Origin of the sequence: Porphyrobacter sp. CACIAM 03H1 (genome assembly GCF_002215495.1) — a bacterium.
GTDB lineage: Bacteria > Pseudomonadota > Alphaproteobacteria > Sphingomonadales > Sphingomonadaceae > Erythrobacter.
The window spans coordinates 379,509-396,968 of the sequence record NZ_CP021378.1 but is presented as its reverse complement, the minus strand read 5'-3'; the positions used below and the strand labels follow the sequence as shown (position 1 = coordinate 396,968).

18 protein-coding genes are annotated in these 17,460 nt (G+C 68.0%); 12 read left to right on the top strand and 6 right to left on the bottom strand.

Annotation, left to right across the window (positions count from 1 at the left end; genetic code table 11):
* Positions 1–116: 116 nt before the first annotated feature.
* The 6 genes from CBR61_RS01920 to CBR61_RS01895 are packed head-to-tail and all read left to right on the top strand — an operon-like array spanning position 117 to position 5,177.
* Positions 117–1,931, top strand: a complete 1,815-nt coding sequence (locus CBR61_RS01920; protein ID WP_233996810.1) for a peptidoglycan DD-metalloendopeptidase family protein — start codon at positions 117–119, stop codon at positions 1,929–1,931.
* Positions 1,932–1,976: 45 nt separating this feature from the next.
* Positions 1,977–2,972 (top strand): porphobilinogen synthase, encoded by a 996-nt coding sequence (gene hemB, locus CBR61_RS01915; RefSeq protein ID WP_088912848.1) that lies wholly within the window; start codon positions 1,977–1,979, stop codon positions 2,970–2,972.
* The gene (locus CBR61_RS01910; RefSeq protein WP_088912847.1) at positions 2,965–3,516 is read left to right on the top strand and encodes a GNAT family N-acetyltransferase; all 552 of its coding nucleotides are present in this window, start codon (positions 2,965–2,967) and stop codon (positions 3,514–3,516) included. Before hemB ends, CBR61_RS01910 begins: the two co-directional genes overlap by 8 nt.
* On the top strand, positions 3,509–4,060 hold the full coding sequence (locus CBR61_RS01905) for a GNAT family N-acetyltransferase (protein WP_088915399.1): 552 nt from the start codon (positions 3,509–3,511) through the stop codon (positions 4,058–4,060). The genes CBR61_RS01910 and CBR61_RS01905 overlap by 8 nt, the downstream gene beginning before the upstream one ends.
* Entirely contained in the window at positions 4,057–4,614 is a 558-nt protein-coding gene (locus CBR61_RS01900; protein ID WP_088915398.1) for a GNAT family N-acetyltransferase, read from the top strand. Before CBR61_RS01905 ends, CBR61_RS01900 begins: the two co-directional genes overlap by 4 nt.
* The gene (locus CBR61_RS01895; RefSeq protein WP_088912846.1) at positions 4,611–5,177 is read left to right on the top strand and encodes a gamma carbonic anhydrase family protein; all 567 of its coding nucleotides are present in this window, start codon (positions 4,611–4,613) and stop codon (positions 5,175–5,177) included. Before CBR61_RS01900 ends, CBR61_RS01895 begins: the two co-directional genes overlap by 4 nt.
* Here CBR61_RS01895 and CBR61_RS01890 read toward each other — a convergent pair.
* Positions 5,174–5,689: a DUF1993 domain-containing protein gene (locus CBR61_RS01890; RefSeq protein ID WP_088912845.1), complete on the bottom strand. Its 516-nt coding sequence runs from the start codon at positions 5,687–5,689 to the stop codon at positions 5,174–5,176. The two genes, CBR61_RS01895 and CBR61_RS01890, sit on opposite strands and share 4 nt — an antisense overlap.
* A gap of 50 nt (positions 5,690–5,739) precedes the next feature.
* Positions 5,740–7,338, bottom strand: coding sequence for a cisplatin damage response ATP-dependent DNA ligase (locus tag CBR61_RS01885; RefSeq protein WP_088912844.1), 1,599 nt, complete (start codon positions 7,336–7,338; stop codon positions 5,740–5,742).
* 98 nt (positions 7,339–7,436) lie between these two features.
* Between CBR61_RS01885 and CBR61_RS01880 the strand changes: the two genes are divergently transcribed.
* Positions 7,437–7,754: a hypothetical protein gene (locus tag CBR61_RS01880; RefSeq protein ID WP_088912843.1), complete on the top strand. Its 318-nt coding sequence runs from the start codon at positions 7,437–7,439 to the stop codon at positions 7,752–7,754.
* A 22-nt stretch (positions 7,755–7,776) separates the two neighbouring features.
* Here the strand turns inward: CBR61_RS01880 and CBR61_RS01875 are convergent, their stop codons facing one another.
* From CBR61_RS01875 to CBR61_RS01865, 3 genes are all read right to left on the bottom strand, one after another.
* Positions 7,777–8,784 carry a ligase-associated DNA damage response exonuclease gene (locus CBR61_RS01875; RefSeq protein ID WP_088912842.1) on the bottom strand — a complete coding sequence of 336 codons (1,008 nt, stop codon included), beginning with the start codon at positions 8,782–8,784 and terminating at the stop codon, positions 7,777–7,779.
* A gap of 67 nt (positions 8,785–8,851) precedes the next feature.
* Entirely contained in the window at positions 8,852–11,209 is a 2,358-nt protein-coding gene (gene clpA / locus CBR61_RS01870) for an ATP-dependent Clp protease ATP-binding subunit ClpA (RefSeq protein ID WP_088912841.1), read from the bottom strand.
* A 132-nt stretch (positions 11,210–11,341) separates the two neighbouring features.
* Positions 11,342–11,545 (bottom strand): DUF1192 family protein, encoded by a 204-nt coding sequence (locus CBR61_RS01865; protein WP_088912840.1) that lies wholly within the window; start codon positions 11,543–11,545, stop codon positions 11,342–11,344.
* Between the two features lie 98 nt (positions 11,546–11,643).
* Between CBR61_RS01865 and CBR61_RS01860 the strand changes: the two genes are divergently transcribed.
* Positions 11,644–12,672 (top strand): NAD(P)H-quinone oxidoreductase, encoded by a 1,029-nt coding sequence (locus CBR61_RS01860; protein ID WP_233996809.1) that lies wholly within the window; start codon positions 11,644–11,646, stop codon positions 12,670–12,672.
* On the opposite strand, the gene CBR61_RS01855 is transcribed toward CBR61_RS01860, so the two are convergent.
* Positions 12,663–13,643: a helix-turn-helix domain-containing protein gene (locus CBR61_RS01855; protein WP_088912839.1), complete on the bottom strand. Its 981-nt coding sequence runs from the start codon at positions 13,641–13,643 to the stop codon at positions 12,663–12,665. The two genes, CBR61_RS01860 and CBR61_RS01855, sit on opposite strands and share 10 nt — an antisense overlap.
* A gap of 98 nt (positions 13,644–13,741) precedes the next feature.
* Here CBR61_RS01855 and CBR61_RS01850 point away from each other — a divergent pair, with 98 nt between their 5' ends.
* The 4 genes from CBR61_RS01850 (at position 13,742) to CBR61_RS01835 (ending at position 17,415) form a co-directional block, all read left to right on the top strand.
* Positions 13,742–14,368, top strand: a complete 627-nt coding sequence (locus tag CBR61_RS01850; RefSeq protein ID WP_088912838.1) for a glutathione S-transferase family protein — start codon at positions 13,742–13,744, stop codon at positions 14,366–14,368.
* 205 nt (positions 14,369–14,573) lie between these two features.
* Positions 14,574–15,482: a UDP-2,3-diacylglucosamine diphosphatase gene (locus CBR61_RS01845; protein WP_088912837.1), complete on the top strand. Its 909-nt coding sequence runs from the start codon at positions 14,574–14,576 to the stop codon at positions 15,480–15,482.
* Between the two features lie 5 nt (positions 15,483–15,487).
* The gene (locus CBR61_RS01840; RefSeq protein WP_172835998.1) at positions 15,488–16,579 is read left to right on the top strand and encodes a glycosyltransferase family 4 protein; all 1,092 of its coding nucleotides are present in this window, start codon (positions 15,488–15,490) and stop codon (positions 16,577–16,579) included.
* 98 nt (positions 16,580–16,677) lie between these two features.
* Positions 16,678–17,415 carry a DUF1013 domain-containing protein gene (locus CBR61_RS01835; protein WP_088912836.1) on the top strand — a complete coding sequence of 246 codons (738 nt, stop codon included), beginning with the start codon at positions 16,678–16,680 and terminating at the stop codon, positions 17,413–17,415.
* Positions 17,416–17,460 lie beyond the last annotated feature (45 nt).

Here is a 17,460-nt window from a genome sequence, read left to right as displayed (position 1 = left end):
TAAGGGTGGCACCCCGCTACGCACATCACCTTATCGTGTGTGGGGCGCGGCTGGTCGCTGGTTAAGGCGGGATTTACTTTGTTCTGGCAGAAAAATGCGACAAAGGTCGGTCCGGAATGGAGCGGACCGCACAGCCCCGCGAGGGCACCGCTTCCGGGGCAAAGATGTTGGATCACGCGCGACGACTGAACGACGGAGGCGATCCGGACGAGGCATCGCCGGGCGGCGAGGCGCCTGACGGTTCGCGCGCGCTTGCGGTCGTGCCGCCCGCGCCGCCTCCGGTGGATCCGGAAACCGCCCGCGAGCTTGCCGCCTATTTCCGCAATGCCCGGGCGCTCGCCGAACCGACCAAGGCGCAGCGTCTGCGCGGTAGGCTGCTGCTGGGGGCGTCCGGTTTTGGCGCGCGCTACGAGGAATGGCGTCTTGCCGCCTCCCTGTGGTTCGAGCGGCTCGACCTCGCCCCTGATCTGGCCGAGGACATCGGCAGCCGACGCTGGTTGCGCGGCCTCGGCACGATGGTCGGGCTGGGCGCGGTGGCGCTCGCCTGCTGGCCCGATCTCACCCCGCTCGAAGCGCGGCCCGCCCTGCCGCAATCGGACGCGGTCGAGAGCGAGCTGCGCAGCCAGATGATCCTGCCGCTGGCGCTGGGCGCCGACAGCGGGCGACGCATGGGGCCGACCCAGGCAGTGATCCCGCTCAAGAGCGCGCCCGAGCGGCCGCAGATCCAGATGCTCGTCACCCTCGCCCCGGGCGACAGCTTCGCCTCGATGCTGCGCCGTGCGGGCGTGGCGGCGGGCGATATCGATCGCGCCGCCGCGCTGGTCGGGCAAGCGGTGGCAGTGGGCGACATCCAGCCCGGCACGCAGATGGACCTCGTGCTCGGTCGCCGCCCCGCGCCGGGCGAGCCGCGCCCGCTCGACAGCCTCGCTTTCCGTGCGCGCTTTGATCTGGAACTCGAACTGACCCGCCCGGGCGTCGGCGAGGTGTCGGCGGACGGCACGCCGGTCATCCCTTCCGGGCCGCTGGCGCTGAAGCGCAACGTGATCCGCGTCGACGAGACCCCGCTGCGCGTGCGCGGGACAGTCGGCAGCAGCCTCTACCGCTCGATGCGCCAGGCCGGTGTTCCGGCGAGCGCGGTGCAGGAATACCTCAAGGCGCTCGACGCCCAGATCGACATGGACCGCGAGGTGCGTTCCTCGGACGAGTTCGACATCATCATCGCCTATCGCCGCGCCGCAACGGGCGAGCGGCAGGCGGGCCAGCTACTCTATGCCGGCGTCGACCGCGACGGCAAGCCGCGCACGCAGCTGATGCGCTGGGGCGGCGAGGGCCGCTTTTACGAGGCCTCGGGCGTGGGCGAGCAGCGCCGTGGCCTTCTCGCGCCGGTGCCGGGGGCGGTCACCTCGAACTTCGGAATGCGGCGCCACCCGATCCTCGGCTACATGCGGATGCACGCCGGGGTCGACTTCAAGGCGCAATACGGCACCCCGATCGTCGCCGTCAGCGATGGCCGCGTGTCGAGCGCGGGCCGCTCGGGCGGCTGCGGCATCCAGGTGCGGCTGGAGCACGGTGGTGGCCTCTCGACGCGCTATTGCCACATGAGCCGTATGGCGGTGAACGCCGGGATGTCGGTGCGACGCGGGCAGGTGATCGGCTATGTCGGCTCCACCGGCCTCTCGACCGGACCGCACCTCCACTACGAGATGTATCGCGGTGGGCGGGTAATCAATCCGGCCACCGTCCAGTTCGTCAGCCGCGCGCTGCTTTCGGGCACCGAGCTGATCGATTTCCGCCGCCAGCTCATCCGGCTCAAGGAGATCGAGGTCGGCGCCGCGCTCAAGGACCTCGCGCCCGAACCCGACGAGGTGAAGGAGCCGGTGCGCGAGATCGAGAAGATCGCCGGTCCGACCCCGGCTGCACGCAAACTGTAACGAGCACTTGTCGTCCAGCCGCGATTGGGCGTAATCCTCGCGGCCATGACCGGACATTTCCCCAACACCCGCCTGCGCCGCACCCGCGCCCACGGCTGGAGCCGTGCGCTGCACCGCGAGACCACCGTCACGCCGGCGGACCTGATCTGGCCGCTGTTCGTGACCTCGGGCAAGGGCGTCGAGGAGCCGGTGGCGACGCTGCCGGGCGTCTCGCGCTGGTCGGTCGACGGGATCGTGGCCCGCGCCAAGGAGGCGGTGGCGCTCGGCATCCCGGTCATCGCGCTGTTCCCCAACACCCCGCGCGAGCTGCGCACCGATGACGGGGCCGAGGCGCACAATCCGGACAACCTGATGTGCCAGGCGATCCGCGCGATCAAGGACGCCTGCGGCAACGACATCGGGGTGCTGACCGACGTCGCGCTCGATCCCTACACCTCGCACGGGCAGGACGGGCTGGTGGACGAGACCGGCTATGTCGTGAACGATGCGACCGTCGCGGTGCTGGTCGACCAGGCGGTGAACCAGGCCAATGCGGGGGCGGACATCATCGCGCCCTCCGACATGATGGACGGCCGCATTCATGCGATCCGCATGGCGCTCGAAATGAACGGGCACCCCAATGTCCAGATCATGAGCTACGCCGCCAAGTATGCGAGCGCCTTCTACGGCCCGTTCCGCGACGCGGTCGGCTCGGGCGGGCTGCTCAAGGGCGACAAGAAGGCCTACCAGATGGACCCCGCCAATGCCGACGAGGCGCTGCGCGAAGTGGCGATGGACATCGCGGAAGGGGCGGACAGCGTGATGGTGAAGCCGGGGCTCGCCTATCTCGACATCATCTACAGGGTGAAGCAGCGCTTCGACGTGCCGGTCTTCGCCTACCAGGTCTCCGGCGAATACGCGATGATCGAGGCCGCGCAGGCCGCCGGCATCGGGGACCGCGACGCGCTGGTGATGGAGAAGCTGATCGCCTTCAAGCGCGCAGGGTGCAGCGGGGTGCTGACCTACCACGCCGCCCACGTCGCCCGCCTGCTGAATGGCTGAGGACACGCTGGAGACCGAACGCCTGATCCTGCGTCCGCCGGTGGCGGAGGATCTCCCGTGGGTACTGGCGCACATGAACACCGCGAGCGTGATGCGCCATCTCGCCGGTGTGCGCTCTCCCGAAGCCGTGGCGGAAAGCCTCGCCGACGATATCGACGCCTTTCACGGAGGCGGGCACCGGCGCTGGACGGTGTGGCTGCACGACGGCGCGACGCGGGTCGGGCGTGTCGGCCTGTTCCACCTTCGCTCGCCCGCCGCTCCGCAGGTCCTGCAGGGCCAGCGCGAGATCGGCTGGACCTTCGCCGAGGCCCATTGGGGGCGCGGTTATGCGACGGAGGCGGCACGGGCGGTGATCGATCATGCCTTCACCGCGCTGGCGCTGCGGGTGCTGTGGTCGCAGACGAGCGACTCCAACGCCGCCTCGACCCGGATGATGCGGCGGCTCGGCTTCACGTTCCGGCCAGAGCTCGGCTATGTCGATCCGGACTACCCGCCCGAGGATAATCCCACCACCGTCTGGTCGATGGATGCCCCCTGTGCCTGAGTTCCGTCACGACACCGCTCGCCTGACCTTGCGCGACTGGCGCGAGGCTGACTGGCCAGAGTTCTGGCGTGTGACCAACACGGCCGCCGTCATGCGCTGGCTCGGCGGGGTGCAGGACGAGGCCGGACGCGCGGCGGCGCAGGCGCGGGTCGAGGGCTACCGCGCCGACCACGGCCACACGTTCTGGGTCGTCGAACGCCGCGAGGATGGCGCGCTGCTCGGCTTCTGCGGATTGAAGCGGTCCAACCAGGCGGGCGGCCCGCAGGGGATGATGGAAGTGGGCTGGCGGCTGCGCGAGGATGCCTGGGGGCAGGGCTACGCGAAGGAGGCCGCCGCTGCCGCGCTCGACCTCGCCTTCCACCGCTTCGGCGCGGACGAGGTGATCGCGCTCACCGTGCAGAACAACGCGGCGAGCTGGGGCCTGATGATCCGCCTCGGAATGCAGCGGCGCGAGGACCTCGACTTCGACAGCCCGGATTTCGATCCCGCCAACCCGCGCATCATCGCCTATGCCATTGCGCGCGAGACATGGGAGGCGGCGTGACGGCTCCCGTTCTGACGACCGACCGGCTGATCCTGCGGCAGATCGGCGAGGACGACCTCGATCCGCACATGACGCTGCTCAACACCCCTGCGGTGATGCGCTGGCTCGGCGGCGTGCAGCCGCGCGCGGTGATCGCCGCCAAGCATGCCGCCTCGCGCGCGGGGTTCGCTGCCGAGGGCTTCGGCTTCATGATCATGGAGGAGCGCGCCACCGGCGAGTTCGTCGGCCATTGCGGGCTGCGCCGGATCATCCATCCGCTCGCCCCCAACCCCGGCGACCACGAGATCGGCTGGCTGGTGCGCGAGGACCGCTGGCGCCGCGGCTATGCCTTCGAGGCGATGCGCGCGGTGATGGACTGGGGTTTCGCGGTGCATCGCGCGCCGCATATCGTCGCCATGACCTGTCATGCGAACGAGGGAAGCTGGCGGCTGATGGAGAAGCTGGGTATGCGCCGGCGCGACGACCTCGCCTTCCACAACCCCGCCGATCCGCCCGAAGAAAACCCGACCATCCAATACGCGATCTCCCGCGCAGAATGGGAATCCCTGCCATGACCACACGCCCCGGCGTTAACATCGTGCCGATCCACGGCAAGACCCCGCAGATCCACGAGACCGCCTTCATCGCCCCCGGCTGCACGATCATCGGCGACGTCGTGATCGGGGCAGGCTCCTCGATCTGGTACAATTGCGTGCTGCGCGCCGACGTCTTCAGCATCCGCATCGGCGAGCGCACCAATGTCCAGGACGGAAGCGTCCTCCACTGTGACCCGCCGCGCCCCGGCGACCCCGACGGCTGCCCGCTGGTGATCGGCGACGATGTGCTGATCGGCCATATGGCGATGGTGCACGGCTGCACGATCCACGACCGCGGCTTCGTCGGCCTCGGCGCGATCGTCATGAACAAGGCAGTGATCGGCTCTGACGCGATGCTGGCGGCGGGCGCGATGCTCACCGAGCGCAAGGTTATGGGCGAGCGCGAGCTGTGGGCCGGGCGGCCCGCGGTGAAGATGAAGGAACTGAACGACGCCGCCATCGCCGGAATGCGCGTGGGCGTGATGCACTATGCCGAGAACGCCAAGGCGCACGCAGCCGCTGTGGCGGCTGCGCTCGGCTAACCCGCGACGGGCTGCTTCAGATACTTCATCATGTAGCCGACATAATCGGCCTTCCCGACAGCGAGCCCTTCTGCACGCAGGATCGCGTAGGCGGCCATGACATGGAAATAGAGCTGGGGGATCGCCCAGTCCCGGCAATATTCGTGCGCCTGCATCCTGAAGCCCATGCCGTTGGGCAGGTCGAACTCCACGACGTCGGCGCTCGCGGGCCAGGTCGCCGGATCTGTTTCCGCAACCAGCGCCTGGACAGCCGCGATGCGGGTGTGGGCTTCGGCGAAACTGGCGATCTCGCTGTCGTCCGCGGCAAGCTCCGACGCTCCGAGCCGCTTCAGGGCGGTTACCACCTGATCGATGGCGAATCGGATCTGGGTGTGCAGCGGGAACATGTCTTCGGCGAGCCGCGCCTGAGGCAGCGCTTCGCCCTTCTCGTGGCCTTCGGCCTTGGTGACGAGGTGATCGAGTGTGCCGAGCATGTTGGCACAGGTGGCAAGGGCTGCGGTGGCGTAAGACATGGTTCTCTCCGGTTGCGATTTGCAACTTGTCATGCGCCGCGCGGCTCCCGTCAATCCTTTATCAGCGCCCTCAGCCCCTCGACCCAGTCTGCCTCGTGCGCGGGCTTGTCCCAGCGGATGCGGTGGATGCGGGGGAAGCGCATCGCGAGGCCGCTTTTGTGGCGCTTGCTGGCGTGCACCGAATCGAAGGCGACCTCGAACACCAGCTTGCGCTCCACCTCGCGCACCGGTCCGAACTTGCTCAGAGTGTTCTGCCGCACGAAACGGTCGAGCTTCTTCAGCTCCTCGTCGGTGAAGCCCGAATAGGCCTTGCCGACGGGGAGCAGCTCCGCCCCCGCATCGGGATCGCCCGCCCAGCAGCCGAAGGTGTAGTCCGAATAGAAGCTCGACCGCTTGCCGCTGCCGCGCTGGGCATACATCAGCACGCAGTCGATCAGCAGCGGATCACGCTTCCACTTGTACCACAGGGCGACCTTGCGGCCCGCCACGTAGGGGCTGGTGCGGTGCTTGAGCATCAGCCCCTCGATCGCCTCGTCGCGCGCGGTGTCGCGGATCGCGGCGAGGGCGGCGAAGTCCTCGGCCTCGACCAGCTGCGAGAGATCGAAATGGCTGGCGGGCAGGCGCGGCATGAGCGCCTCCAAAGTCGCGCGGCGCGACTCCCACGGGGCCTCGCGCCAGTCGCGGCCTTCGAGGATCAGCACGTCGTAGAGCCGCACGAAGGCCGGGTATTCCTTGAGCATCGCCTTGGAGACGGTCTTGCGCCCGAGCCTTTGCTGGAGCGCGTTGAAACTCGCCGCGCCGCCCGCTTCGCCGCCCTGTGCGGAGCCGCGCACCAGCAATTCGCCATCCAGTACCGCGTCCATCGGCAGGACATCGAGCAGTTCGGGGAATGTCGTCGATATGTCGTCGCCCGAGCGCGAATAGACCCGCGTCTCTCCGCCCGCCCGGACCAGCTGCACCCGGATACCGTCCCATTTCCACTCGGCGGCATAGTCCGCGAGGTCCACCTCCCCGTCCTCGAGCGGGTGGGCGAGCATGAAGGGGCGGAAGCGCGGCACGCCGGCGAGATCGGGGGCAGGGCCGCCGTCTGCGGCCCATGCGAAAAGTTCGGCATAGGGCGGGGCGAGGGCGTGCCAGTATTCCTCGACCTCCTCCACCGGGACATCGAAGGCGAGCGCAAAGGCGGTCTTGGCGAGGCGCGCGGAGACGCCCACCCGCATCCCGCCGGTGGCGAGCTTGATGAGGGCGTAGCGGCCCTTGGCATCGAGCCTATCCAGCAACCCGGGCAATTCGCGCGGCGCGCTGGCGCGGGTGAGGGCGGACAGGCGCTTGACCACCTCGGCGAGCGACAGGTCGGGCTGCGGGAGCGGGTCCTCCGGCTCGGGCCAGAGCAGGCTTGCGGTCTCGGCCGTGTCGCCGACGAAATCGCGGGAGAGCGTCCACAGCACCGGATCGACCCGCTCCATCATCAGATTGCGCACCGTCGAGGACTTCACTGCCGGAAAGTCGAGCCCGTCGGTAAGCGCCGCGAGCGCCCAGCCGCGGTCGGGATCGGCGTTTTCGCGCAGATAGGCGGCGATCAGCGCGAGCTTGCGGTTGCGGCTGGTGGTGTAGACCAGCGCGTCCAGCAGGGCGGCGAATTCCTCCATCAGCTGTGCCCAACCGGTTCATTGCGCCGACATACGGATGCGCTAGATAGCGTGACCGACGCGCCTTTGCCTTGCGTCTTCAACAAGGAACCGCCTGCATGACGTTCTCGCCTCTCGCTGCCCTCGGTCTTTCCCTCGCCGCCGTTGCGGCGCCCGCCGCCGCGCTCGCCCAGGACCCGGCGCCGACCGCCCCCGCGCCGGCCGCGCTGTTCTCGATCGACACCCCCATCGAGGCGCTGGTTGCCGACGAGCGCGCCAAGGCCGTGCTCGTGAAGCACCTGCCCGGCATCGACCAGCACCCCGCCTACGACCAGTTCAAGGCGCTGAGCCTCAAGACCCTCGCGCCTTTCTCGCAGGGGATGATCACCGACGAGATGCTCGCCAAGATCGCTGCCGATCTGGCCACCATCAAGTAAGCCGTTTGCGAGGGCGAGGGTGCTAGTCATCCTCGTCCTCGTAGCCCACCAGCGCCAGCGCGCGGGCGCGGCGCTCGGATAGCTCGCACCAGCGCAGCAGCGCCTCCTCGCGGCCGTGGGTGATCCAGGTCTCCTGCGGGTTCACTTCCGCGATGGTGCGGGTGAGTTCGCCCCAGTCGGCATGGTCCGAAATGACCAGCGGCAGCTCGACCCCGCGCTGGCGGGCGCGCTGGCGTACGCGCATCCATCCACTCGCCATCGCGGTGACGGGTTCGGGCAGGCGGCGGCTCCAGCGGTCGTTGAGCGCCGAGGGTGGGGCCATGACGATGCTGCCGCGCATCGCCTCCTTCGAGGGTGCATCACTCACCAGCCGCAGGTCGCCCAGTGCCACGCCGTGCTCCTCGTAGAGATTGCACATCGCCTCCATCGCGCCGTGGAGCCAGATCGTGTCGCTGTGGCCCGCCGCCCGCAGCTCCGCGATCACCCGCTGTGCCTTGCCGAGCGCATAGGCGCCGACAAGGATGCAGCTGTCCGGGTTCTCGGCGCGCGCCGCGAGCAGCTTGCCGATCTCCTCGCCGATGGGCGGGTGGGTGAAGACGGGCAGACCGAAGGTCGCCTCGGTGATGAAGATGTCGCAGGGGGTGACTTCGAAGGGCGCGCAGGTCGGATCGCGAGCGCGCTTGTAATCGCCGGTGATGGTGACCCGCTCGCCGGCGTGCTCGAGCAGGATCTGCGCGCTGCCGAGCACGTGGCCGGCGGGAACGAAGGTCGCCGAGACACCGCCGCCGAGGCGGACCGTCTCGCCATATCCGACCGGCACCGCGCCTTGCGAAGTCGCGTAGCGCAACTTCATGATCGCCAGCGTTGCGGGGGTAGCGATGGTCTCCCCGTGCCCGCCACGGGCGTGATCGGCATGGCCATGCGTGACCAGCGCGCGCGGCACAGGCCGCGAGGGATCGACCCAGATGTCGGCGGGGACGACATGGATGCCCCACGGCTCGGGCCTGATCCAGGAGAAGGGGGAGCTCATCGTGGTCTAAACAGAAAGGGCGCGGAAGAGGTTCCTCTCCCGCGCCCCGAATGTTGTACGGCCGGCTTCAGCCCTCGTCGGTCTCGGCGGCGGGGTTCTTGGCAGCGGGTTTCTTCTTTGCCGCCGCCTTCTTGACCGGCTTCACCTTGGGCGGGGCCGGAGTCATCTCGAAGGCGGGCTTTCCGTCCTTGATGCTGACATGGACCTCGCCGCCCTCGGACAGCTTGCCGAACAGCAGTTCCTCGGCGAGCGGCTGCTTGATCTTTTCCTGGATCAGGCGGGCCATCGGGCGGGCACCGTAGAGCTTGTCGTAGCCCTTGTCGGCGAGCCAGCCCCGCGCGTCGCTGTCGAACTGGATGTGGACGTTCTGTTCGGCCAGCTGGAGTTCGAGCTGGAGGATGAACTTGTCGACCACCCGCGCCACGGTGCTCTTGCCGAGATAGGCGAAGGGCACGATCGCATCCAAGCGGTTGCGGAACTCGGGGGTGAACATCTTCTTCACCGCCTCGTCGCCCGCGTCCTCCTTGGACACGTCGCCGAAGCCGATGCCCTGCCGCGCCATGTCGGCCGCGCCCGCATTGGTGGTCATGATGAGGACCACGTTGCGGAAATCGACCGTCTTGCCGTGGTGGTCGGTCAGGCGACCGTTATCCATCACCTGCAACAGGATGTTGTAGAGGTCCGGGTGGGCCTTCTCGATTTCGTCGAGCAGCAGCACGCAATGCGGGTTCTGGTCGACCGCATCGGTCAGCAGGCCGCCCTGATCGTAGCCGACATAGCCCGGAGGCGCGCCGATCAGGCGCGATACGGAGTGGCGCTCCATGTATTCCGACATGTCGAAGCGCTTCAGCTCGATCCCCATGATCGTTGCGAGCTGGCGCGCGACCTCGGTCTTGCCGACGCCGGTGGGGCCGGAGAACAGGAACGAGCCGATCGGCTTGTCCGGATCGCGCAGGCCGGCACGGCTCAGCTTCATGGCAGTGGCAAGGCGGGTGATCGCCTCGTCCTGCCCGAAGACGACGTGCTTGAGATCGCGTTCGAGGTTTTCGAGCGCCTTCTTGTCGTCCTTGCTGACCGACTTGGGAGGGATGCGCGCCATGGTCGCGATGACCTGCTCGATCTCGCGGGCGGTGATGGTCTTCTTGCGGCGGCTGGGCGGCACGAGCATCTGCATCGCGCCGACCTCGTCGATCACGTCGATTGCCTTGTCGGGCAGCTTGCGGTCGTTGATGTAGCGCGCCGACAGCTCCACCGCAGTCTTGATCGCGTCGGGCGTGTACTTGACCTTGTGGTGATCCTCGAAGGCTGTGCGCAGGCCTTTCAGGATCTTGATCGTGTCCTCGATGGTCGGCTCGTTCACGTCGATCTTCTGGAAGCGGCGCAGCAGCGCGCGGTCCTTCTCGAAGTGGTTGCGGAACTCCTTGTAGGTGGTCGAGCCGATGCAGCGGATCGCGCCGCTCGACAGCGCCGGCTTCAGCAGGTTCGAGGCGTCCATCGCCCCGCCGCTGGTCGCACCAGCGCCGATCACGGTGTGGATTTCGTCGATGAACAGCACCGCATTCGGCATGGCCTCGAGCTCGGTGACGACCTGCTTCAGCCGCTCCTCGAAGTCGCCGCGATAGCGCGTGCCAGCGAGCAGCGCACCCATGTCGAGCGAGTAGATCACCGCCTCGGCGAGCACCTCGGGCACATCGCCCTCGACGATCTTGCGTGCGAGGCCTTCCGCGATCGCGGTCTTGCCGACGCCCGGATCGCCCACATAGAGCGGGTTGTTCTTGGAACGGCGGCACAGGATCTGGATCGTCCGGTCGACCTCGGGCCCGCGGCCGATCAGCGGATCGATCTTGCCGCTTTCCGCCTTGGCGTTGAGGTTGACCGTGAACTGGTCGAGGGCGGTTTCCTTCTTGTTGCCGCCCGTCTCCTTGGTCTGTGCGGCTTCCTCGGCCTTGTCGGTGCCCTGCGGCGTCTTGCTCTCGATCTGGCGGCCGCCCTTGCCGATGCCGTGGCTGATGTAGCTCACCGCGTCGAGCCGGCTCATGTCCTGCTGCTGGAGGAAATAGACCGCGTAGGAATCGCGCTCGGAGAACAGCGCGACCAGCACGTTGGCGCCGGTGACGGTGTCCTTGCCCGAGGACTGGACGTGCAGGATCGCCCGCTGGATCACCCGCTGGAAGCCGGCGGTCGGCTGCGGATCGGCGCCGTCCTCGGTCTTGAGGCTCTGGTATTCCTGATCGAGATACTGCTTCACGACCTCGCCCAGTTCGGCAAGGTCGACCCCGCAGGCGGCCATCACCTGGGCGGCGTCCTCATCATCGATCAGCGCGAGCAGCAGGTGCTCGAGCGTGGCGTATTCGTGCCGCCGTTCCGACGCGTTGCCGAGCGCGTTGTGCAGCGTGCGTTCGAGGTTCTGGGCGAAGCTGGGCATGGGGGAGGCCTTTTCAGCGGAGAGAGGATGCCCGTGGCGAGCGGACGGTGAGAGCCATTTTCCGACAATATGGGGGGACGGACAGGAATTGCGAATCCCCGCGTGGCAATACGAAGGAAGCCCCTGTCCGGATCATCCCGGCCCCTTCGCGAACAGCGCATCGGCAGCGGCACGGTGGGCGGCGGCCTTGGCGCTGTGCGCCCTGACCCGTGCGATTTCCGCTTCGAGCAGCGCGATCCGCTCGTCCAGCTCGGCTTGCGAATAGGGGCCGAGGTCCTCGCGTGCGAGGCGACTCGCTGCATCTCCGACAGGCCGCGGGCGATCGGGTTCTTCCATTGCGGCGCAGCATCCGCCCCAAGCGGCTTGCTGTCAATCGGCGAGACGGTTATTCGCAGGTGCAAGATGGTTAAATTGTGGGGTTGGGGGCGCAGCTGATGGTCGCAAGCAACGGGGTGGAACTGCCCGAGGTCATGCAATCGATTGGCTTCGACACACCCGGGGGCCCCGAGGTGCTGAAGCTCCAGACCTCGCCCCTGCCGCGCCTGCGCCCGGACGACGTGCTGATCCGCGTTGCCTATGCCGGGGTCAACCGTCCCGACTGCCTCCAGCGCGCCGGCATGTATCCCGCCCCGCCGGGCGCCTCGCCGCTGCTCGGGCTCGAGGTCGCGGGCGAGGTCGTCGCAGTCGGCACCGAGGTCCCGCGCGAGATGATCGGGCAATATGTCGCAGCCCTCACCCCGGGCGGGGGCTATGCCGAATATTGCGCCGCGCACTGGCAGCACACCCTGCCGGTGCCCAAGGGCATGATGCTGTCCGAGGCCGCCGCGCTGCCCGAGACCCTGTTCACCGTGTGGCACAACCTGTTCGAGCGCGGCCTCGCGCGCGACGGGGAACGCGTGCTGGTCCACGGCGGCACGAGCGGCATCGGGACGACGGCGATCCTGCTCGCCAAGGCCTTCGGGATGGAGGTGATCGTCACCTGTGGCGACACCCCCAAGTGCGCCGCCGCGACCCGCATCGGCGCGGATCTCGCGATCAACTACCGCGAGACGGATTTCGTCGAGGCGGTGATGGCGCACACCGGGGGCAAGGGCGTGAACGTGGTGCTCGACATGGTGTCGGGCGATTATGTCGCGCGCAATCTCAAGTGCCTCGCCGAGGACGGGCGCCATGTCACCATCGCGGTGCTGGGCGGCGCGAAGGCCGACATCAACATGGCGCTGGTGATGATGAAGCGGCTGACCCTGACCGGATCGACCCTGCGCCCGCGTTCCGATGCCTTCAAGGCCGCGCTGGCCGACGAGATCGCCGACAACGCCTGGCCGCTCTTCGCCGACGGGGAGCTGGCGCCGGTGATGGACACGACCTTCCCCCTCGCCGAGGCCGCCGCCGCCCATGCCCGGATGGAAGCGGGCGAGCACATCGGCAAGATCGTGCTGGAAGTCGCGGGCGATCAGGCGTGAGCCTCGGCCGGCGCGAAGTTGCGCCGGTAGGCTGTCGGCGAGCATCCCAGTTGTCTGCGGAAGTTCTGCTGCAGGCTGGTCGCCGACCCGAAGCCCGATAGCTCCGCGATCCTTTCCACCGGCAGCCTCGAGGTCTCGAGCAACTCGCGCGCGCGGGCGATCCTGGCGCGCAGCACATAGGTGCCGGGCGCGCAGCCGGCTCTGACGGAGAAGGCCCGCGCCAAGGTCCGCAGGCTCATTCCCGCCTCTGCGGCGAGACGGCTGACAGGCCAGGCCTCCGCGGGGCGCGACAGGATCTGCGCCATCAGCGTTGCCAGGCGGTCCGTCTGCTGCGGCGCGCGCATCGAATCGTCGAACTGGCGCTGGTCGCCCTCGCGCTGCGCCGGAAGCACCAGCCGCTTGGCGACCGCATTGGCGCGCGCCACGCCGTAGTCCTGCCGGACGATATGCAGGAGAAGATCGATCCCCGCCGCCGATCCGGCCGAGGTCAGCACCGTGCCGCCATCGGCGTACAGAATGTCCGATGCCACCGTGACCTGCGGATAGCGCCGCGCCAGCAGGGGCGCGTGGAGCCAGTGCGTCGTCGCGCGCCTGCCATCGAGCAGACCGAGCTCGGCAAGCAGGAAGGCGCCCGAGCAGATCGAGGCGAAGCGCGCGCCGCGGGCGTGGGCGGCGAGCAGGGCATCGCGCAGGCTTTCGGGAACGGAAGGGTCGGCGGGTTTCCAGCCCGGTATGACGATCAGGTCCGCCGCTTCGATCAGAGACATGTCGCCATCGACCGAGAGGTTCCAGCCCTGCGAGGTGCGGATCGGCCGACCGTCGATCGAGGCGAGGGCGAAGCGGTACCATTCCGCGCCGAATTCGGGCCGCCGAAGCCCGAAAATCTCGGCCGGCAGGCTGAGTTCGAACATCGGCGCGCCATCGAAGCCGAGTGCGACAACCATCGGGCCACTGGGCGCTGGCGCGTGCATTGGCAGAATCCTTTTTGTGAATGGCAATCCGGCCAATTGTCACGATGCCCCGCCCGAAGCAACAAGCGGTCCCGAGCACAACCACCGGAGAGCACCGCATGGCCCCCCTGACCCTCCACGAAGATCCCCGCAGCGGGAACTGCTACAAGATCAAGCTCATTGCCGCGCTGCTCGGCCTGCCGCTGGCGACCCGGCAGTACGACATCACGAGGGGCGAGACGCGGACGCCCGATTTCCTTGCGAACATCAACGCCAACGGGCGCATCCCGGTGCTCCAGATCGGGGAGGGCCCGGAGGCGCGCTTCCTCCCGGAAAGCAACGCCGCCTGCTGGTATCTCGCCCATGGCTCCGCGCTGATCCCGGCCGAGCGCATCGCGCAGGCCGATATGCTGCGCTGGATGTTCTTCGAGCAGTACAACCACGAACCCAACGTCGCGACGCTGCGGTTCTGGATGAGCATCCTGGGCGAGGCGAACCTCTCCGATGACCAGCGCCGCATCCTGCCCTACAAGCGCGAGGCGGGGGAGGCGGCGCTTGCGCTGATGGACCGGCACCTTGCCGACAAAGCCTTCTTCTGCGGCGCGGCCCCGACGCTGGCCGACATTGCGCTATTCGCCTACACCCATATTGCCCACGAGGGCGGCTTCGCCCTCGGCGATTACCGCCACGTCACCGGCTGGATCGCGCGGATCGAGGGGCTCCCCGGGTTCGTCCCGATGGACTGAACCCGCGCTGCGGCAGACCCGCGTGCGGGCGCCTTTATTTCTCGCAGGGCAGTCATGATCTGGTCGGTAACCGGTTGCATGAGGTCATCTTCGACTCCCTTGCCGTTCGGAAAATGACGCGAAACCGTCATTTGCTTGTGAGTCCGCTGTAACATTTGGCTGTCATGGGGGAGGGGACGCGAGAGATCACACGCGAGGGATCTTCATGACCGGTGCCGAAATCAACGACCTGATCAGCGACAACATCGCAAGCTTCCCGCTCGGCGGCCCGCGCACCCCCGAACCGGAGGGGCGAGCGCGGCGGTCCTATCGCACGGTCTGGATCAGCGACGTGCACCTCGGCACCAAGGGTTGCAACGCCGACCTGCTGATCGACTTTCTCGACAGCGTGGACAGCGATACCATGTACCTCGTGGGAGACATCATCGACGGCTGGCGGCTGAAGAAGAAGTTCTACTGGCCCGCCGCGCACAACGACATCGTGTGGCGCATCATGAAGCGCGCCCGGCGCGGCACGCGGGTCGTCTACATCCCCGGCAACCACGACGAGATGTTCCGCCAGTTCACCGGCCTCAACTTCGGCGGGATCGAAATCCGCCGCGCCGCCTTCCACGACACCGCTGACGGGCGGCGCCTGATGGTGCTGCACGGCGACGAGTTCGACGCGGTGATGCTCTCGCACCGCTGGCTCGCCTTCGTGGGCGATCATGCCTACCACCTGATGATGAAGTGCAATCTCGCGGTGAACACCGTGCGGCGCTGGATGGGCAAGCCCTACTGGTCGCTCTCCAAGGCGGCCAAGCACAAGGTCAAGAACGCTGTCGAGTTCATCGGCAAGTACGAGGAAGTCGTCGCCCGCGCTGCCGGCGAACGGGGGGTCGACGGGGTGGTGTGCGGGCACATCCACACCGCCGAATTCCGCACCTTCCAGCACAACGGCAGGCCGATCGAATACTGGAACGATGGCGACTGGGTCGAAGGATGCAATGCCCTCGTCGAGCATCACGACGGGCGCATGGAAATCCTGCACTGGCCCGAAGAGATGAAGCGCCGCGACGGGGAAGCCGCAGTCGAGGTCGAGGCGCCTCTGCGCCCGGCCCGGGAGGCGGCGTGAACCGCCTGACGACGATTCTTCCTGACGGCGCCGAGCCTGGAGGACCCGTCCCGGCCTCGATCGCCATCGTAACCGACGCTTGGCATCCCCAGACCAACGGGGTCGTCCGCACGCTGTCGACCACCTGCGAGGTGCTGCGCGGCTGGGGGCACCAGGTCACGGTGATCAGCCCCGAGGGCTACCCGTCCATCCCCGCGCCGACCTATCCCGAGATCCGCCTCGCCCTGACGGCGCCGGGCGCGGTCGGGCGGCAGCTTGCCCGGATCGCGCCCGAGGCGGTGCACATCGCCACCGAAGGCCCGCTCGGCTTTGCCGCGCGGCGCTATTGCCTCGGTCGCAAGGTGCCCTTCACCACCGCCTACCACACCCAGTTCCCCGATTACCTCGCGCGCCGCACCGGCCTTCCGGCGAGCGTCTTCTGGCCCTATATCCGCTGGTTCCACCGCCCCGCGCAGCGGATCATGGTCGCGACCGAGACGATCCGCGCCTGCTTGCGCGAACAGGGCCTCACCCAGCTCACCCACTGGAGCCGGGGCGTGGACCTCGCCTGCTTCTCTCCCGATGCCCCGCCCCCGCCGGAATATGCGCGGGCCGAGGGGCCGATCCTGCTCTATGTCGGGCGCGTGGCGGTGGAGAAGAACATCGAGGCCTTCCTCGCCTGCCCCTATCCCGGCACCAAGGTGGTGGTGGGTGACGGCCCGGCGCGCGCGGCCCTGCAGGCGAAGTTCCCGCAGGCCCTGTTCCTCGGGAAGAAAAGCGGCGTCGAGCTCGCGGGCTGCTATGCCGGGGCGGACGTGTTCGTTTTCCCGAGCCGCACCGACACCTTCGGCCTCGTCATGATCGAGGCGCTTGCCTGCGGCACCCCTGTCGCCGCCTTCCCGGTGCCGGGGCCGCTCGACATCGTGACGAGCAAGGTTGGCGCGCTGCACGATGACCTCACCCGCGCGATCGACGCTGCCCGCTACTGCGACCGCGCCGCCTGCGCCGCCTACGGGGCAAGCTACTCGTGGGAGGCCGCGACACGGCAGTTCCTCGCGGGGCTCGTGGCGCTTGAGGAGGAAGAGGCGGTCAGCCTTCAGGCCATGCCCGCTTTCTGAATCCATTTCTTGCCGTTTCCCCCCGTTTCGCCTATCTGAGACTCCAAGACGGCCGCTCCGAAAGGGGCGGCCCTTTCATTTTCAACGGAGATTTCCCCATGGCGACCAAGGATCAGCCCAAGCCGCTGATGCCCCATGCCACCGCGACCTGGCTGGTGGACAACACCGCGCTGTCCTTCGAGCAGATCGCCGAGTTCTGCGGCCTCCACATCCTCGAAGTGCAGGCGATGGCCGATGACCTTGCAGGCAGCAAGTACACCGGCCGCGACCCCGTCCACTCCGGCGAGCTGACCCAGGCCGAGATCGAGAAGGGCCAGAACGACCCGTCTTATGTGCTCAAGATGCACAAGGCCCCGGTCGAGGTGACCCGCACCAAGGGCCCGCGCTACACCCCCGTCTCGAAGCGCCAGGACAAGCCCGACGGCATTGCCTGGATCCTGCGCAACCACCCCGAGGTGTCGGACGCGCAGATCAGCAAGCTGATCGGCACCACCCGCAACACCATCGGCGCGATCCGCGACCGTTCGCACTGGAACATCCAGAACATCACGCCCAAGGATCCGGTGACGCTCGGCCTGTGCTCGCAGCGCGAGCTCGACGCGATGGTCGCCAAGGCGGCCAAGCGCGCCGGGATCACCGAGGATGCCGACGCCGCCGGCAAGCCGGAACGCAACGATCGCGAGAAGCTGATCGAGGAACTGCGCGCCGAGCGTGACGCGCAGGCCAAGGCCGCCAGCGAGGCTGCGCAGGAAGCCGAGGCCGAAGCCTGGCTTGCCCGCCGCCGCGCCGCCGAGGCCGAGGAACAGAAGATCGACCCCGAGAGCGGGTTCATCTGAGAAACTGAACTTCTGACGAAGAAGTCGTCGCCCCGGACGTGATCC

Coding starts and splice junctions, on each gene's coding strand:
- CBR61_RS01920 (WP_233996810.1), top strand. CDS start 117: ATGGAGCGGACCGCACAGCCCCGCGAGGGCACCGCTTCCGGGGCAAAG.
- hemB (WP_088912848.1), top strand. CDS start 1,977: ATGACCGGACATTTCCCCAACACCCGCCTGCGCCGCACCCGCGCCCAC.
- CBR61_RS01910 (WP_088912847.1), top strand. CDS start 2,965: ATGGCTGAGGACACGCTGGAGACCGAACGCCTGATCCTGCGTCCGCCG.
- CBR61_RS01895 (WP_088912846.1), top strand. CDS start 4,611: ATGACCACACGCCCCGGCGTTAACATCGTGCCGATCCACGGCAAGACC.
- CBR61_RS01890 (WP_088912845.1), bottom strand. CDS start 5,689: ATGTCTTACGCCACCGCAGCCCTTGCCACCTGTGCCAACATGCTCGGC.
- CBR61_RS01885 (WP_088912844.1), bottom strand. CDS start 7,338: ATGGAGGAATTCGCCGCCCTGCTGGACGCGCTGGTCTACACCACCAGC.
- CBR61_RS01880 (WP_088912843.1), top strand. CDS start 7,437: ATGACGTTCTCGCCTCTCGCTGCCCTCGGTCTTTCCCTCGCCGCCGTT.
- CBR61_RS01875 (WP_088912842.1), bottom strand. CDS start 8,784: ATGAGCTCCCCCTTCTCCTGGATCAGGCCCGAGCCGTGGGGCATCCAT.
- clpA (WP_088912841.1), bottom strand. CDS start 11,209: ATGCCCAGCTTCGCCCAGAACCTCGAACGCACGCTGCACAACGCGCTC.
- CBR61_RS01865 (WP_088912840.1), bottom strand. CDS start 11,545: ATGGAAGAACCCGATCGCCCGCGGCCTGTCGGAGATGCAGCGAGTCGC.
- CBR61_RS01860 (WP_233996809.1), top strand. CDS start 11,644: ATGGTCGCAAGCAACGGGGTGGAACTGCCCGAGGTCATGCAATCGATT.
- CBR61_RS01855 (WP_088912839.1), bottom strand. CDS start 13,643: ATGCACGCGCCAGCGCCCAGTGGCCCGATGGTTGTCGCACTCGGCTTC.
- CBR61_RS01850 (WP_088912838.1), top strand. CDS start 13,742: ATGGCCCCCCTGACCCTCCACGAAGATCCCCGCAGCGGGAACTGCTAC.
- CBR61_RS01845 (WP_088912837.1), top strand. CDS start 14,574: ATGACCGGTGCCGAAATCAACGACCTGATCAGCGACAACATCGCAAGC.
- CBR61_RS01835 (WP_088912836.1), top strand. CDS start 16,678: ATGGCGACCAAGGATCAGCCCAAGCCGCTGATGCCCCATGCCACCGCG.